The organism is Vibrio sp. PNB23_22_6 (genome assembly GCF_052877535.1).
In genome coordinates this window covers 39,724-55,366 of record NZ_JBNFXP010000025.1, presented here as the reverse complement: position 1 = coordinate 55,366, position 15,643 = coordinate 39,724, and the positions used below count along the sequence as shown (strand labels likewise).

The window sequence follows — 15,643 nt, the reverse complement described above, 5'->3', positions numbered from 1 at the left end:
TCTGGTACAAGTACGTTGGCTTCGACGGTCGCATCATCGGTATGACAACGTTCGGTGAATCTGCACCGGCAGAGCAATTGTTCGAAATGTTTGGTTTCACGGTAGAAAACGTAGTGAACACAGCAAAAGAGCTGCTAGCGTAAGCTGAAGTAGATATAAGAAAAGCCGAGTGTTCATGCTCGGTTTTTTTATGTCTCAAATAGAGAAAACTATTCAGTTAATGCGTTCCAACCTTCAATCAGGTACTATCTGTGACACGAAATTTTAGTGGAGTGAAGGACGAATGCTAAAGGTTGCGATCAATGGATTTGGGCGTATCGGTCGTAATGTACTGCGGGCAGTGTATGAAAGCGGTAAGCATCAACAGATCAAAGTCGTTGCGGTCAACGAATTGGCTCAGCCAGAAGCGATGGCTCACCTCCTCCAATATGACACCAGTCATGGCCGTTTCTGCAAGAAAGTCTCTCACGACCAAGAACACCTCTATATTCATCACGGCTCTTATCATCAAAGTACGGGCGAATTTGATACTATTCGCATTCTCCACCTTTCTGAAATCGAACTATTGCCATGGCGTGATCTAGAAGTTGATATTGTACTCGATTGTACCGGTGTTTATGGTTCTCAAGCGGATGGTTTAGAGCATATTGCCGCTGGAGCGGAAAAGGTTCTATTTTCCCACCCTGGTGCAAACGACCTGGATAACACCATTATTTATGGGGTGAATCATGAAACCTTACGAGGGGAACACAAGGTCGTCTCTAACGGGTCATGTACCACCAATTGCATCGTGCCGATTATTAAAGTCTTAGATGAAGCGTTTGGCATTGAATCTGGTACCATTACTACCATCCACTCTGCAATGAACGATCAGCAAGTCATAGATGCTTATCACTCTGATTTACGCCGTACTCGTGCCGCAAGCCAATCAATTATTCCGGTAGATACAAAATTGCATAAAGGCATTGAAAGAATCTTCCCGAAATTTTCCAACAAATTTGAAGCCATTTCGGTGCGCGTACCTACCGTTAACGTTACTGCGATGGATTTAAGTGTCACAATTAGTACAAATGTGAAAGTTAATGACGTAAATCAAACCATTGTTAACGCATCTCAGTGTACATTACACGACATTGTTGACTATACTGAATCGCCGCTCGTTTCTATTGACTTTAACCACGATCCCCATAGTGCAATTGTCGATGGAACACAGACCCGAGTAAGTAATGGGCATCTAGTAAAAATGCTCGTTTGGTGTGATAACGAATGGGGCTTTGCTAATCGAATGCTGGATACTGCGTTAGCAATGCAGGCTTCCTCTCAAGGAGAGTCTTGAGCGTTGAAAGCCCTGGAGAAATTTTTTTATTTTTACCCTTGAAATAAATCAGAGGTATCTCCATATCAGTAACCAGTTTAAAGAATTAACAGGCTTGGCAGGGTTGCTGAGTTGTCAAAAACTTTATTAATTTAATATTTGAGAGGACACATCATGTCTGTAATCAAGATGACTGACCTGGATCTTGCAGGTAAACGCGTATTCATCCGTGCTGACCTAAACGTACCAGTAAAAGACGGTAAAGTAACTTCAGATGCACGTATCATTGCATCTCTACCAACTATCAAAATGTGTCTAGAAGCTGGCGCAAAAGTAATGGTTACTTCTCACCTAGGTCGTCCAACTGAAGGCGAATATGCAGAAGAGTTCTCTCTAGCTCCTGTAGTGAACTACCTAAACGATGCTCTTGATTGTGAAGTTAAGCTAGCGAAAGATTACCTAAATGGTCTAGAACTAAACGCTGGCGAGCTTGTTGTTCTTGAAAACGTTCGCTTTAACAAAGGCGAGAAGAAAAACGAAGAAGAGCTATCTAAAGCATACGCAGCGCTATGTGATATCTTCGTAATGGATGCATTCGGTACTGCTCACCGTGCACAAGCGTCAACACACGGTGTAGGTATGCACGCTCCAGTAGCATGTGCTGGTCCTCTACTAGCTGCTGAACTAGAAGCACTAGGTAAAGCAATGAGCAACCCAGAGCGTCCACTCGTTGCTATCGTTGGTGGCTCTAAAGTTTCTACTAAACTGACTGTTCTTGAGTCTCTATCAAAAATCGCTGACCAATTAGTTGTTGGTGGTGGCATCGCGAACACATTCATCGCAGCTGAAGGCCACAACGTAGGTAAGTCTCTATACGAAGCAGACCTAGTTGAGACAGCTCAAAAACTAATGAAAGAGTGTGCGATTCCAGTAGCAACTGACGTTGCATGTGCAAAAGCATTTGATGAGAACGCAGAAGCTGAAATCAAAAACGTTGCTGACGTGCAAGACGACGACATGATCTTCGACCTAGGCCCTGATTCAACTGCGGCTCTAGCTGAAATCATCGGCAACGCAAAAACTATCCTTTGGAATGGTCCTGTAGGCGTATTCGAATTCAAAAACTTCGAAGCAGGCACTCGCGGCATTTCTGAAGCAATCGCTAAGTCTGCAGCATTCTCTGTGGCGGGCGGTGGTGACACGCTAGCTGCTATCGACCAGTTCGGTATTAAAGCTGACGTTTCTTACATCTCTACTGGCGGTGGTGCATTCCTTGAGTTTGTTGAAGGTAAAGTACTTCCTGCAGTTGCGATGCTAGAAGAGCGCGCTAAAGCGTAAGAATTAATGAGAGCGGGGGTGATACTCCCGCTTTCTTGTTTGCTGCAACCAGGAAGGAACTCTGCTAGAATACCTCCAGTTGTGAGCAAACGTTTGCAAGAATTTAAACTTAATTGTTTTATTTTTAAAACGACAGAAAAATAGGATCAAATCCATGTCTAAGATCTTCGATTTCGTAAAACCAGGTGTTATTTCTGGTGATGATGTACAGAAAGTTTTTGAAGTAGCGAAAGAAAACAAATTCGCACTTCCAGCGGTAAACGTTGTTAACACTGACTCTATCAACGGTGTTCTTGAAGCAGCAGCTAAAGTTAAAGCGCCAGTTGTCGTTCAGTTCTCTAACGGTGGTGCAGGTTTCTTCGCAGGTAAAGGCGTTAAACTTGAAGGTCAAGGTGCACAAATCCTTGGTGCTGTAGCTGGTGCGAAATACGTTCACGCAGTAGCTGAAGCTTACGGTGTTCCAGTTATCCTTCACACTGACCACGCAGCTAAGAAACTTCTTCCTTGGATCGACGGTCTACTAGACGCTGGCGAAGCTTTCTTTGCTGAAACTGGTAAGCCACTATTCTCTTCTCACATGATTGACCTTTCAGAAGAGTCTCTAGAAGAGAACATCGAAATTTCAGCTAAATACCTAGAGCGTATGGCTAAGATGGGTATGACACTAGAAATCGAACTAGGTTGTACTGGTGGTGAAGAAGACGGCGTTGATAACTCTCACATGGATGCATCTGAGCTATACACTTCTCCAGAAGACGTTGCTTACGCATACGAGAAACTAAGCGCAGTTTCACACCGTTTCACTATCGCAGCATCTTTTGGTAACGTACACGGCGTTTACAAGCCAGGTAACGTTGTTCTAACTCCAACTATCCTACGTGACTCTCAAGCATACTGTGCAGAGAAGTTCGGTATCGCACCAAATGCTCTAAACTTCGTATTCCACGGTGGTTCTGGTTCTACAGAAGCAGAAATCCAAGAGTCTATCGGCTACGGTGTTATCAAAATGAACATCGATACTGATACACAGTGGGCAACGTGGGATGGTATCCGTACATACGAAGCGGAAAACCACGACTACCTACAAGGTCAAATTGGTAACCCAACTGGCGAAGATGCACCAAACAAGAAGTACTACGATCCACGCGTATGGCTACGTGCAGGTCAAGCTTCAATGGTTGCTCGTCTAGAGAAAGCATTCTCTGACCTAAACGCAGTAGACGTACTATAATTTCTTTGAAATAGTACTCGCAAAATTACCCAAACCCGCTCTTATGAGCGGGTTTTTTTATGTCTATTTGGCGCTTTTTGAGAATGTTTCGCTGAACTTTCACACAAGACGCTCAATCATTCACCACACTAGGACTGATGGAGATGGTGTTGAATATCTTATATGCATAGTCGCAATTTTTGAAACATAAGATGTTTAACGCGAGGTGGACTGGAACAATAGAAAGACTGTGGTGAAATGTAACTTCATTGCGTAATCTGTAACAGGCTAGTATCAATTAACGCAGAGTAAGTGGCTGTTTTGCATATCTTTGCGAAACTTTAACTTTGCAAAAAGTCAGAATTGGGATATTGTGCCAAAATTCTGACACTGTTCAGTAAAGCAATAAGGATGTTATTCACAATAAGAACACATAAGTATTGTGGTTAATATTTAAACAGCAATTAGACTGATATCTCTTTATTTTTGAGGATACGAATTATGGCAGGCGAATCGATGGGTATCGATACCTCTTTGACTGATGGGCTAAATGAAGCGCAGACGTGGTTAAGCAACAACTCAGATCTTCTGATTCAATATGGCGTTAATATTATCTCAGCTGTACTGATTCTATTTATTGGTAATTTTATCGTGAAGATGATTGCTAATAGTGTGGCGAAGGTGCTTGAGAAGAAGAGCATGGATAAAGCGGTTGTCGAGTTTATCCACGGTATTGTTCGGTACCTACTATTAGTGATTGTTTTGATCGCAGCGCTGAGCCGAATTGGCGTGCAAACGGCTTCAGTGGTCGCGGTAATCGGTGCGGCAGGCTTAGCCATTGGTCTTGCTCTACAGGGTTCACTGTCTAACTTTGCAGCTGGCGTTCTTATTGTTGCTTTCCGCCCATTTAAATCAGGTGATTACGTTGAAGTCGGCGGTGTGGCGGGTAGTGTAGAAGCGATCCAAATTTTCCAAACTGTGCTAAAAACACCAGACAACAAAATGGTTGTTGTGCCTAACTCTGGCGTGATTGGCTCACCAATTACGAACTACTCTCGTCATGCAACGCGCCGCGTCGATCTTGTTATCGGCGTTTCTTACAAAGCGGATTTGAAGCAAACAAAGCAAGTGATTCGTGAGGCATTAGAAAAAGACTCTCGCATTCTGAAAGATCCAGAAATGACGATCGGTGTACTCGCACTCGCAGACTCTTCAGTTAATTTCGTGGTTCGCCCATGGTGTAATACGGAAGATTACTGGAATGTTTACTTCGACTCGACTCAAGCGATCAAAGAAGCGCTGGATGAAGCTGGTATCGAGATTCCATTTCCGCAAATGGATATTCATTTCAACAAAGTCGATGCTTAATCAATAAGATTGAGAACACCAAAAAGCGAGGCATTGGCCTCGCTTTTTTATATCTCGCAAAGAGCGTAATGGCCTGCCTGCTGAAGCGATGATGCTGTTGTTTATCAAGGCAGTTTTGATCGGGCTGCAGAGCACCTATTTGTGTCTCAATCTGCGATTTCTCAGCGTATCAAACAGCTTGAAAAGTACCTTGCTCAGCCGGTATTGATTCGAGATCTGCATAAAACATTTTTGACTGAGCATTTTAACATCCACCTAGACAGCGTAATTCACCATAATATCAGCAGCTCAGAAGCTTTTCTAAAAATGGCCTTGGCTGGTATTGCCTATTGTTTGATCCCTCGTTTACAGATTACGGATGAGATTGAAAGAGGGGCGCTTATTGATATTACCCCAGGCTTTTTGATGCCGTATCAGATTTGCTGGCACCATTGGCAGTTGGAGGCAGGTGTATTGCAACAAATGTTGCAAGCGATCATTCATTATGCTCAGCAGCATTTACCACAATAAGTTATCAAGTTAAGCGCGGTTTAGATTGGTATCACGTTGGAGTAACACCGTCAAAGTTGTGTTAGAAGTGGGGTGAAGTGCTTGGAAAATCAGCAAAATTACCTATGATGAGTTCATCTCAATATAGATGGATTTGTCGAATGAAACTATTTTCATGTTTGCTAGCTTCTACACTGAGCCTTACTAGTGTATCAGTATTCGCTAATGTCCCTGAGTTTGCTCACCTGAGCACGACTGGTTATGGCGAGGTTGTGGCTACTCCTGATATGGCCACTTTTTCAGTAAAAGTGGTGGATACCACAATGACTGCGGAGCAAGCGAAGTTATCCGTTGATGACAAGGTGGATGCATTTTTAAAAAGTCTTGCTGACGCAGGTCTATCGAAAGAGCACATCATTAGCTCAAACCTTTATTTGGCACCTCAGTATCATTACCCCAAATCAGGTAAAGCGGAGTTGGTAGGTTATCGTGCATCACGCAGTATTGATGTGACAGTTAATGACCTTGCAAAACTCAATCAATACTTGGATATGGCGTTAAAAGCGGGCATTAATCAAGTGGATAATATTCAGCTTAAGGTAAGTAATCAGCTTGAGTATCAGCAAAAAGCGCGCATGGCGGCAATCAAAGATGCTCAAGACAAAGCGGCATCTTTAGCAACAGGCTTTGATAAAAAATTAGGCGATGTTTGGCAAATCAATTACAACCAGATGCATGCTCGCCCGGTTTTAATGCGTTCAATAGCGATGGATGCAAAACAAAGCGCGAATAGCTACCAAGATTCGACGTTGGTGATTCGTGATCAAGTTGATGTGGTTTACAAGCTGAAATAACGATTAAGCAATACGACGAATAGAAATAGAAAAGGCAGGGATTTCCCTGCCTTTGTCATATCTGGTTGTACTTAGTGAAGAATACGAGCACGAATTGTGCCTTCAATACCTTTTAACTTCACTAGTGCTTCTTCTGCTCGGTGGGTCTCAACATCAATCACCACATAGCCGATTTCTACTGCCGTTTGTAGGTACTGACCCGCAATGTTGATGCCTTCTTCTGCAAAAATGGTGTTAATTTGCGTCAGAATACCAGGGCGGTTTTTGTGGATGTGTAGTAGACGTGAACACTCACGATGCTCAGGCAAGGATACTTCAGGGAAGTTCACACTAGATAGCGTTGAACCATTGTCTGAGTATTTTGCTAGCTTGCCCGCCACTTCAACACCGATGTTCTCTTGTGCTTCTTGGGTAGAACCGCCGACATGTGGTGTTAGGATGACGTTGTCGAATTTTTGTAGTGGAGATTCGAACGCATCAGCATTGGTTTTTGGTTCTACAGGGAATACATCAACCGCAGCACCCGCAATATGACCTGATTCTAGGCTGTGGCATAGGGCAGGGATGTCTACCACTGTCCCACGCGCGGCGTTGATAAAGATCGCACCCGGCTTCATACGAGCGAACTCTTCTTCACCCATCATGTTTTTGGTTTCTGGTGTTTCAGGAACATGCAGAGAAATGACATCACACTTGTTTAGTAGCTCACTCATCGTGAACACTTGCGTTGCGTTACCTAGCGACAGTTTGTTTTCAATATCATAGTAGTAAACGCGCATTCCCAGGTTTTCTGCAATGATACCCAACTGAGTACCAATGTGACCGTAACCGATGATGCCAAGACGTTTTCCACGCGCTTCGTAAGAGCTGTCTGCGCTCTTCTTCCAAATGCCGCGGTGTGCTAATGCGTTTTTTTCTGGAATGCCACGAAGAAGCAGTAGGATTTGACCGAGCACCAACTCAGCAACACTGCGCGTGTTTGAGAACGGCGCGTTAAAGACAGGCACACCACGTTGTGCTGCGGCGTTTAGGTCAACTTGGTTAGTACCAATACAAAAACAGCCAATTGCAACAAGCTTATTTGCTGCATTGATCACATCTTCTGATAGGTTAGTTCGGGAGCGAATACCGATGAAGTGAACGTCTTTTACTGCTTCGATCAGTTCTTCTTCAGGGAGTGAACCTTTGTGATATTCAATGTTGCTGTAGCCTGCTGCTTGAAGAACTTCAACTGAAGAAGGGTGCAGCCCCTCAAGTAAGAGGATTTTAATCTTTTCTTTTTCCAGTGAAACTTTGGCCATTATTATCGTCCTTAAAATGGAAAGATGGGCTAATGTGGCGCACATAAAGCAAAACTATTAAAAGAGTGGGTCATTAATAGTTTTGTTGAAAGGCAAACGTTTTCTCGTGCGCATTCTGCTCAATAAAGTAACAAAAAAAAATTGCTTTGGGTAAGAAAATTACGGAATAAGGTAGGCGTTTGTTAGAAAAAGAGATGAAAAAACGGCGCCTTATGGCACCGTTTGTAATGAAATAACAGAAAAATCAGAACAACGTATGTTTTATTCTTCTATTTTTGCACCTTCCGGAGTACCAGTGATCACAACGTCAGCACCGCGATGAGCGAAGAGACCAACCGTTACCACACCAGCGATACCGTTGATTTTGTCTTCCATGTCTTTTGGATTGGTTATTCGCATGTTGTACACATCTAGGATCATGTTACCGTTGTCCGTCACTACACCTTCACGGTATGCAGGATCACCGCCTAGTTTCACCAACTCGCGAGCAACGTAAGAGCGCGCCATTGGAATAACTTCTACAGGAAGTGGGAACTGACCAAGTACGTCAACCGCTTTTGTGCCGTCAACGATACATACGAATTTGTCTGAGATAGCGGCCACGATTTTTTCACGAGTCAGTGCTGCACCGCCACCTTTGATCATTTCGCGAGCTGCGTTGATTTCATCTGCACCATCAACGTAGACATCAAGTCTTGCTACGTCGTTACACTCGTATACTTCAATACCGAGTTCTTTTAGACGTTCAGTAGAGGCAACAGAACTAGACACTGCGCCTTTGATATCGTCTTTGATACTGCCTAGGGCATCGATGAAGTGATTCACGGTAGAACCAGTACCTACACCAATAATGCTGCCTTTTTCAACATATTTAAGTGCAGCCCAACCAGCCGCTTTCTTCATTTCATCTTGAGTCATGCCAATCTCCTGAATAGGTATTCGTTAACGTTTGCGGCGTGATTATAACGGGTAAGTGTTACTTTTCCCATTGCCAGATTTTGCTTGGAGTCACGATCTTAGGCAACGGGATATCCCAACTTTCTGTAGGGAGGCGATCGACATGTTGGCAGTCGTGTGCAATGCCGATTGGCGCGGCGCCTTCCCCGGTACTGAACCAGCTAGCAAGTGTTCGGTCGTAGTAGCCACCGCCCATACCTAAGCGGTGACCAATACTGTCAAACCCGACTAAAGGGGTGCAGATTAGGTCGAGTTCGCGAATAGGCTTGAGATAACGAATATCGAGTTTGGGCTCTAAAATCCCGTATTGGTTATAAACCAACTGGTCGTCATGTAAGTACTGCAAAAACAGTAAATGGCCTTTGGCAAAAGGATGAATGACAGGTAAGTAAATGGATTTACCTTGCTGCCATAGCCATTCAATGAGTGGCTTGGTATCCAGTTCTCCATCGGCGGAGAGGTAGAGAGCAATATGCTGCGCAGTTTGGATCTCTGGTAGGTGAACAAACTGGGTAACGAGATCGAATCCAGCTTGAAACTGGGTATCACTGCATAATGCGTTGCGTTTTTCGCGGATAAGTTTACGAAATTCTTGTCGAGATAGAGCTGACATGGAAGGTTACCCCAGGGTGCCGTTGAGGATTGTGGCCCTTGAACCAGCTAGTTCAAGGCGGATCAGCAATGATAACCGTAGGCTTCTCGGTGCATGCCAAGCTTGCTCAATAGCTATCAAGTACTAACCCTTTGGTATTGCTTATCGGCTCGGGGACTTAAATCCTGCTGACAAACACCCCAGGGTAAATTTGGTATCTACTGCTGTCCCTGCTTTACTTTGTTTAGTGCGCTTTCTAGCGACGCGCTGAGCTTTTCCATTCGCTCAGTGATTTCCTGTTGCTGCCCGGTAGACTCGTATGATTTAGTATGCAACTCATAACTAATATTCAACGCAGCAAAGGTTAATAGCTGTACTTCATTGGTTACCTTAGTACGCTCGCTCATCTCTTTCAATCGTCGATCGAGATCTTTTGCCGCTGTAACCAGTGACTCTTCTTGCCCGGGAGGACAATTCACTCGTGTCATTTTGCCAAGAATTTCAACGTCGACCGCTTGATTGCTCATGATGAATAAACTCTATATTCGCGCTATCTAAGGTGTTGTTACGTACAACTACCGAGGGAGAAACTATAGGAAAACCGCAATTAAGATTCAAGCATTTCCCATCACAGAACGAAAAATGGTGAAGTGATCACACAGGAAATGGACAAATTGAGCAATTCCTATCCAAAATTGAATTTGATAGCCGTTTCAGCCGACTAGGCTTGATGGTAGGATATATCAAAAGATGATTATGAAGCATGAGCCCAGATATGAGTGAAATCACCCTTCCAGAATACCAATCTATTGCTGCTGAATTGAAATCCGCTAACCTTGCTGTAACGCCTGCTGAATTGCATGGCCTGCTTGTTGGTATGCTAAGTGGTGGATTGGCAACGAATGACCAAACCTGGCAACCCATTCTTTTTGATTACACCAACGATGGTATGGGCTGGCCGACAACTGCGCTCGTTTTCGCACAGAATGTTTTTAAAGTGACGGCCAGTGAATTAACGGGCTCTTCAATGGAGCTGTCTTTGTTGCTTCCGGAAGATCCTAGTGAAGATGGCTTGTTTGTTTTGGCTGATGGCTTGTCTGATTTCGTTAACCATTTCATTTCAGGTCTAGGCTTAGCGGGTATTACGCTAAATAAAGCGTCTGATGATGTGAAAGAGGCGTTGGCTGATCTAGAAGAGATCGCCAAGCTAGGAATTGATGAAGATGATGATCTTAGTGAGCAAGCCCAACTGCTAGAACACGTTATCGAACATGTAAAAGCGTGCGTGCTAACAATTCACGCCGAGTTTGGTGTTCGCCTTGAAAGCAATGACAGCAAGCCAACGATCCACTAATTGCACGGTTTTCAATAATCGAATTATTTCTAGAGGTTAGCATGAGGCAATATGATGTTGTAATTGCTGGTGGTGCCATGGCCGGAGCCACGCTTGCGTTAGCGATTGACTATTTATCTAAAGGCGAATTGAAGATCGCAGTGGTTGAACCTTTTAAAGCTCAGTCAGATGCACACCCAGGCTTTGACTCGCGTTCGATTGCGTTATCCTATGGTACGGTCAATATTTTGCGTCGTTTTCAGCTATGGTCTGCGATTAAGCCTTTTGCGACTCCTATTGAACATATTCATGTTTCCGATCGTTCTCATGCCGGAATGACAGACATCAGCAAACAAGACGTCGGTGTTGAGGCGCTCGGCTACGTAGTGGAACTAGCTGATGTTGGTCGAGCTTACCAAGCGCTGCTGGAGAAGAGTGAATCGATAACCCTGTTTTGTCCGGATGGTGTTACTCATATTGAGCGAGAGCACGACCAAGCCCGCATTGAACTAAGTAGCGGAGAGACGCTAGAAGCTAAATTGCTGGTGGCCGCTGATGGTGCAGTGTCTCAATGTTGCCAGCAAATTGGTTTGGTGCTGTCTGAACACGATTTTGACCAAGTCGCGGTGATTGCGAATATTGTTACGCAAGAGGCGCCTCAAGGGCGTGCATTTGAACGTTTTACTGAAAACGGTCCTGTTGCTCTTTTACCTATGAGTGACAACCGCATGTCGTTAGTTTGGTGTCTCCGCCCTGAAGAAGCAAAAGCGGTGATGAACTTTTCTGATGCAAAGTTCCTTGAGCGATTACAACATGAATTTGGCTGGCGTTTAGGCGCGATGCAGAAAGTGGGACAACGTGCGAGTTACCCATTGCTATTACGTCATCGCAAACAAAATATTTCTCATCGTTTTGCGATTGTGGGTAATGCGGCACAAACGCTTCACCCAATTGCCGGGCAGGGCTTTAACCTTGGTATTAGAGACGTGGCATCACTGGCGGAAGAAATCGTCAAGCAGAGTGATGATGTTGGGTGCTATCAAGGGTTGATGCGTTTTAGTCAACGTCGTGAAGATGACCGCCGTGAGACCATCTGGCTGACGAGTTCGTTGGTACACATATTTTCAAACGATTTACCTGCGATGAAAATTGGTCGTAACCTCGCGCTAGCAGCGATGGATAACTTTTCTATTTTTAAGCAGCCACTATTACGCCATACGCTTGGTTTAGTGAAGCGATGAGTGACAGCAACGAATTAGGTAACAATAAGCAATGATGCAAAGTGTAGATATCGCCATTATTGGCGGTGGTATGGTTGGGTTAGCGCTGGCCACGGCTTTTAAGGACAGTGATCTGCGTGTGGCTGTGATTGAAGGTGCAGTACCTGACGATACGCTAAACGAACTGCCAGATGTTCGCGTTTCTGCGTTAAGCCGTTCGAGTGAAATTATTTTGCGTAATCTAGGTGCATGGGAGGGCATTGAACAACGTCGTTCCGTCCCTTATTACGCGATGGAAGTGTGGGAGCAAGACAGTTTCGCGAAGATCGACTTTGACGCACAAAGTATGGCGCAGCCAGATCTAGGTCATATCGTTGAAAATCGGGTGATTCAACTTGCCCTGTTAGAGCAAGTGGAAAAGTTGGATAATGTGACGCTATTCATGCCAGCACGCTGCGCCACACTAGCGGTTGGTGAGCAAGAAAGCTGGCTAACGCTCGATAATGGCCAAGCGATGACCGCGAAGCTGGTGGTGGGAGCAGATGGCGCGAATTCTTGGTTGCGTAATCAAATGGACATTCCGCTGACCCTTTGGGATTACGGTCATAGTGCGTTAGTTGCAAACGTGAAAACGGCTGATGCTCATAATAGTGTCGCACGTCAGATTTTTACTCCCCAAGGCCCACTGGCTTTTCTGCCTATGTCTGATCCACACATGAGCTCCATTGTGTGGTCGACGGATCCGAGCCGCGCCGAACAACTGCTAGCAATGAGTGAGCATGACTTCAATAAAGCGCTGACGAGTGAGTTTGATGCTCGCTTAGGTTTGTGCGAAGTGGTGGGGGAGCGTGCCGCGTACCCACTCAAAATGCGTTATGCGCGTGACTTTGTGGTTGAACGAGTCGCCTTGGTTGGTGATGCCGCCCATACTATCCACCCGTTAGCTGGGCAAGGTGTGAACTTAGGTTTGCTTGACGCCGCAAGCTTAGCGCAAGAAGTGCTAGCCTTGTGGAAACAAGGTCAAGATATCGGAACGAAGCGTAATTTGCGTGGTTACGAACGCTGGCGTAAAACGGAAGCGGCGAAGATGATCGCGGCAATGCAAGGTTTCCGTGATTTGTTTAGTGGCGAGAACCCAGCCAAGAAGCTAGTGCGTGGTATTGGTTTGAGCTTAGCGGGACAATTGCCAGGTGCGAAAGACGAAATCATGAAGCGAGCATTGGGCTTGAAAGGCAATCTGCCGGATCTTGCTCGTCGGTGAACGCTTGCTGAGTTTCATTATGTGAAAGACGCAAAAAAGGCTGGTTAATCCAGCCTTTTTTATTACATCGATGTTTCGCTAAGCCAAGTTAAGCATACGCACATCGGAGTTTCATGATTTCTTGGTTAATCTCTTTTACTGCTTGAAAGTGGCGTTTTTCAGCTTTCTCCGGCAACATCAACTTTCCGTTATCAAACTCGAACTTACCGACTCCGTAAATATAGATTCTGCCTTTAAAAAGACGACTTATGTGTTTAGCAATCATACCGGGTGTATAGCGCTTAAACAGTCTCATATTTACTTTTCCTTATCTCTTACCTAGCGCGCTTATTCTACGTTTTACATCCAAAAATTATTGTGACAGCAATAGTATTCGGCATAGGCTGGGTGTGTGATTTAAGAGATTTGTGCAGCATTAGACAAATTGACAGAGCCACCGCTCAAATAGCGTGAGGATTACCCCAAAAAAATGTGATGGGAGGAACCTGCTCTGCCGCTATGTCTGTATACGTGGTGTATTTAGCCTTGGTTTTGTTACAAGATTAAGAATAGAAGGAAAAATATTGGTTGCAAAATTTTGTGGTGAAATGAACATCTAGTGCATTGGGCCAGTGGCTTTCATGCAGAGAGATAAAGGGATAGAAAAAGGGTAAGTAAAAAAATGCCCGCTTCGGCGGGCGAATAGTCACAGATGCATTACACAAAAGTGGACGATTGGCTTCATAAACGCAGTCATTAAACTCAGTATGTCCACTTTATGTTGGTTAAGCAGTTGTTGAAAACTTAACCAACAAATTCAGCATATACGAGTTTTTACTGTGTGACTATTTATGTTTTTAAAATGACTAAAAATACCATGATATGATCGAGTTGACATGAGTGAGATCACACAGGGATGAGAATGCTAGGTATGATTACATTGAGAACCTGAGTTTAGCGGCAGATATCAGCGAGGGTGGGGTGACACAACGTAATAAGATCATTGATGGACAATGCTAATCCAGCCATTCGATCGCCACTGCTGATGGTGATTTCTTTTTCTTCCAACAAACTTCGGTCGAACACAATAGGCATGTCGCGCTTTAGTCGTAACGGGGTGACGGTGCCAATCATGTATCCGGTGATTGCTTGTACGTCAGCTTGGTCAACACAGGTCATGCGACGGCATTGCAGCAGTGCACGAACTTTTCTAGGATCAATGCTACGATCGCCAGGCGCACAGGCGAGCGCATATTGATTGCCCATATCACGCAACAAGATCGTTTTGACCATTTGTGAAGGACGGATGCCACGTTGTTGCGCGGCATCCTCAATTGTCGTAGCGGGTCTTTGGTGAGGAAGAAGGCGGAACGCTATGTTCTGATCTGCCAAAAACTGCATCAAAGGAGTATGGAAGGTATTATTCATCTTCAAGGCTGTACGGCAGTGCCGCGATTTCCCATTCGCATTCTGGTTGAGCAATCAAGCGTAGGCGAGTGCCATCGTCTAGATTATTCGGCAATACAATCAAACCCATCGCTTGGTTGTCGCAAAATTGGTAATGCGCGAGCAATGCACCCACTGATCGCCAGTTTTCACCCACGCTACGTTCCAATTCAATCGCGCCTTCACCCAGTGCGTCTGCGGTTGCACCTTTCACTATGTACATTGCACGTTTATTGGTACCACGATACTTTGCTCGAGCGACGGTCTCTTGACCGGTGTAGCAGCCTTTGGTGAAGCTGATCCCACCAAGTGCTTGCAGGTTCAGAGCTTGTGGAATGTGTTCGTTTTGCGCTTCGGTTGCTACGAATGGCAACGCCGATTCAATATCAAAGCGAGTCCAAAGTTCATGAGTGGTCAGTGTGGCTTGGCTGTTTGTAACCAACGCTTGCGCTGTTTCTGCTGTCACGACAAGTAGCCAACGGTTTTCTGTCACTTTAACGGCTGTACCTCCTTGGATGACACACACATCACCAGCACCCTCAGTTATGCTAGAGACAAATGCGTCAGCATTCTCACCCGCAACACCAAGAATGATGTCGCTCGATTCCTCGATGATGACTTTGGAGAATACGGCGTACTTTTTGATCTCTTTCAGTTCGACTTCAATGGCTGATTTGGGTTGGATCATGCCGTAGCCATCGTGGTGATGGAATAAACGGAAGACGCTCCATACTTTACCTTTCGCATCACAGTGTGCACCTAGCGTAGATTGGTCTTTTTCAAGAGAAACCACATCACAGGTTACTTGGCCTTGTAGGTACGACTTTTTATCCTCCCCGACGATGGTGATCATGCTCAAATTATCGAGAAGTGAGATAGACAGCTCGGGCAAAGCGTCTTGCGTTGATAGCGGTAGTGGTGAAAAGCGAGTTTGCCATTCCATGATTACAATGCCTTTATAAAATATTTTTAACTATGTT

The 15,643-nt window shown here is 44.8% G+C and carries 16 protein-coding genes, 1 other RNA gene and 1 pseudogene; 10 read left to right on the top strand and 8 right to left on the bottom strand.

Features of this window, described 5'->3' with window-relative positions; all coding sequences use genetic code 11:
* The 7 genes and pseudogenes from ACVA54_RS16710 to ACVA54_RS16680 form a co-directional block, all read left to right on the top strand.
* A partial coding sequence (locus ACVA54_RS16710; protein ID WP_446619251.1) for a transketolase-like TK C-terminal-containing protein occupies positions 1-143 on the top strand: 143 nt, incomplete at its 5' end.
* Positions 144-283: 140 nt separating this feature from the next.
* Positions 284-1,336 (top strand): erythrose-4-phosphate dehydrogenase, encoded by a 1,053-nt coding sequence (epd, locus tag ACVA54_RS16705; protein WP_099080705.1) that lies wholly within the window; start codon positions 284-286, stop codon positions 1,334-1,336.
* A gap of 153 nt (positions 1,337-1,489) precedes the next feature.
* Positions 1,490-2,653, top strand: a complete 1,164-nt coding sequence (locus ACVA54_RS16700) for a phosphoglycerate kinase (RefSeq protein WP_099080706.1) — start codon at positions 1,490-1,492, stop codon at positions 2,651-2,653.
* Between the two features lie 154 nt (positions 2,654-2,807).
* Complete coding sequence (fbaA, locus tag ACVA54_RS16695; protein WP_099080707.1) at positions 2,808-3,884, top strand: class II fructose-bisphosphate aldolase; 1,077 nt, start codon at positions 2,808-2,810, stop codon at positions 3,882-3,884.
* A gap of 480 nt (positions 3,885-4,364) precedes the next feature.
* On the top strand, positions 4,365-5,231 hold the full coding sequence (gene mscS, locus ACVA54_RS16690) for a small-conductance mechanosensitive channel MscS (RefSeq protein WP_099080708.1): 867 nt from the start codon (positions 4,365-4,367) through the stop codon (positions 5,229-5,231).
* 90 nt (positions 5,232-5,321) lie between these two features.
* Positions 5,322-5,741, top strand: a pseudogene (locus ACVA54_RS16685) (LysR family transcriptional regulator); the annotation flags it as partial.
* Between the two features lie 140 nt (positions 5,742-5,881).
* Positions 5,882-6,574, top strand: coding sequence for an oxidative stress defense protein (locus tag ACVA54_RS16680; protein ID WP_099080709.1), 693 nt, complete (start codon positions 5,882-5,884; stop codon positions 6,572-6,574).
* A gap of 71 nt (positions 6,575-6,645) precedes the next feature.
* Here the strand turns inward: ACVA54_RS16680 and serA are convergent, their stop codons facing one another.
* From serA to ACVA54_RS16655, 5 genes are all read right to left on the bottom strand, one after another.
* Positions 6,646-7,875, bottom strand: a complete 1,230-nt coding sequence (gene serA, locus ACVA54_RS16675) for a phosphoglycerate dehydrogenase (protein WP_099080710.1) — start codon at positions 7,873-7,875, stop codon at positions 6,646-6,648.
* Between the two features lie 261 nt (positions 7,876-8,136).
* Entirely contained in the window at positions 8,137-8,793 is a 657-nt protein-coding gene (gene rpiA / locus ACVA54_RS16670; RefSeq protein WP_099080711.1) for a ribose-5-phosphate isomerase RpiA, read from the bottom strand.
* A 58-nt stretch (positions 8,794-8,851) separates the two neighbouring features.
* Positions 8,852-9,445, bottom strand: coding sequence for a 5-formyltetrahydrofolate cyclo-ligase (locus ACVA54_RS16665; RefSeq protein WP_099080712.1), 594 nt, complete (start codon positions 9,443-9,445; stop codon positions 8,852-8,854).
* Positions 9,446-9,449: 4 nt separating this feature from the next.
* Positions 9,450-9,634: non-coding RNA, 6S RNA (ssrS, locus tag ACVA54_RS16660), on the bottom strand.
* An 8-nt stretch (positions 9,635-9,642) separates the two neighbouring features.
* Positions 9,643-9,951 carry a cell division protein ZapA gene (locus tag ACVA54_RS16655; RefSeq protein WP_099080713.1) on the bottom strand — a complete coding sequence of 103 codons (309 nt, stop codon included), beginning with the start codon at positions 9,949-9,951 and terminating at the stop codon, positions 9,643-9,645.
* 248 nt (positions 9,952-10,199) lie between these two features.
* On the opposite strand from ACVA54_RS16655, the gene ACVA54_RS16650 reads away from it, so the two are divergent.
* Genes ACVA54_RS16650 through ACVA54_RS16640 form a run of 3 tightly spaced genes read left to right on the top strand, consistent with a single transcriptional unit; the run spans position 10,200 to position 13,238 of the window.
* On the top strand, positions 10,200-10,778 hold the full coding sequence (locus ACVA54_RS16650) for a YecA/YgfB family protein (RefSeq protein ID WP_446649762.1): 579 nt from the start codon (positions 10,200-10,202) through the stop codon (positions 10,776-10,778).
* Positions 10,779-10,819: 41 nt separating this feature from the next.
* Positions 10,820-11,998, top strand: a complete 1,179-nt coding sequence (ubiH, locus tag ACVA54_RS16645; RefSeq protein ID WP_099080714.1) for a 2-octaprenyl-6-methoxyphenyl hydroxylase — start codon at positions 10,820-10,822, stop codon at positions 11,996-11,998.
* A gap of 31 nt (positions 11,999-12,029) precedes the next feature.
* Positions 12,030-13,238, top strand: a complete 1,209-nt coding sequence (locus tag ACVA54_RS16640; RefSeq protein ID WP_099080715.1) for an FAD-dependent 2-octaprenylphenol hydroxylase — start codon at positions 12,030-12,032, stop codon at positions 13,236-13,238.
* Between the two features lie 88 nt (positions 13,239-13,326).
* Here ACVA54_RS16640 and ACVA54_RS16635 read toward each other — a convergent pair whose 3' ends face one another.
* The 3 genes from ACVA54_RS16635 to ygfZ all read right to left on the bottom strand — a co-directional run bounded on the left by ACVA54_RS16635 (position 13,327) and on the right by ygfZ (position 15,606).
* Positions 13,327-13,533 carry a DUF1107 domain-containing protein gene (locus ACVA54_RS16635; RefSeq protein ID WP_005449772.1) on the bottom strand — a complete coding sequence of 69 codons (207 nt, stop codon included), beginning with the start codon at positions 13,531-13,533 and terminating at the stop codon, positions 13,327-13,329.
* 638 nt (positions 13,534-14,171) lie between these two features.
* Positions 14,172-14,645, bottom strand: coding sequence for an aminoacyl-tRNA deacylase (locus ACVA54_RS16630; RefSeq protein WP_446649761.1), 474 nt, complete (start codon positions 14,643-14,645; stop codon positions 14,172-14,174).
* Positions 14,638-15,606, bottom strand: a complete 969-nt coding sequence (gene ygfZ / locus ACVA54_RS16625; protein ID WP_099080717.1) for a tRNA-modifying protein YgfZ — start codon at positions 15,604-15,606, stop codon at positions 14,638-14,640. The genes ACVA54_RS16630 and ygfZ overlap by 8 nt, the downstream gene beginning before the upstream one ends.
* Positions 15,607-15,643: the final 37 nt, after the last annotated feature.

Bases quoted from the DNA above. Each gene is read 5' to 3' on its own strand.
- ACVA54_RS16635 (WP_005449772.1), bottom strand. From the start codon at position 13,533: ATGAGACTGTTTAAGCGCTATACACCCGGTATGATTGCTAAACACATA.
- ACVA54_RS16655 (WP_099080713.1), bottom strand. From the start codon at position 9,951: ATGAGCAATCAAGCGGTCGACGTTGAAATTCTTGGCAAAATGACACGA.
- ACVA54_RS16630 (WP_446649761.1), bottom strand. From the start codon at position 14,645: ATGAATAATACCTTCCATACTCCTTTGATGCAGTTTTTGGCAGATCAG.
- ygfZ (WP_099080717.1), bottom strand. From the start codon at position 15,606: ATGGAATGGCAAACTCGCTTTTCACCACTACCGCTATCAACGCAAGAC.
- ACVA54_RS16700 (WP_099080706.1), top strand. From the start codon at position 1,490: ATGTCTGTAATCAAGATGACTGACCTGGATCTTGCAGGTAAACGCGTA.
- rpiA (WP_099080711.1), bottom strand. From the start codon at position 8,793: ATGACTCAAGATGAAATGAAGAAAGCGGCTGGTTGGGCTGCACTTAAA.
- mscS (WP_099080708.1), top strand. From the start codon at position 4,365: ATGGCAGGCGAATCGATGGGTATCGATACCTCTTTGACTGATGGGCTA.
- ubiH (WP_099080714.1), top strand. From the start codon at position 10,820: ATGAGGCAATATGATGTTGTAATTGCTGGTGGTGCCATGGCCGGAGCC.
- epd (WP_099080705.1), top strand. From the start codon at position 284: ATGCTAAAGGTTGCGATCAATGGATTTGGGCGTATCGGTCGTAATGTA.
- ACVA54_RS16640 (WP_099080715.1), top strand. From the start codon at position 12,030: ATGATGCAAAGTGTAGATATCGCCATTATTGGCGGTGGTATGGTTGGG.
- serA (WP_099080710.1), bottom strand. From the start codon at position 7,875: ATGGCCAAAGTTTCACTGGAAAAAGAAAAGATTAAAATCCTCTTACTT.
- ACVA54_RS16680 (WP_099080709.1), top strand. From the start codon at position 5,882: ATGAAACTATTTTCATGTTTGCTAGCTTCTACACTGAGCCTTACTAGT.
- ACVA54_RS16650 (WP_446649762.1), top strand. From the start codon at position 10,200: ATGAGTGAAATCACCCTTCCAGAATACCAATCTATTGCTGCTGAATTG.
- fbaA (WP_099080707.1), top strand. From the start codon at position 2,808: ATGTCTAAGATCTTCGATTTCGTAAAACCAGGTGTTATTTCTGGTGAT.
- ACVA54_RS16665 (WP_099080712.1), bottom strand. From the start codon at position 9,445: ATGTCAGCTCTATCTCGACAAGAATTTCGTAAACTTATCCGCGAAAAA.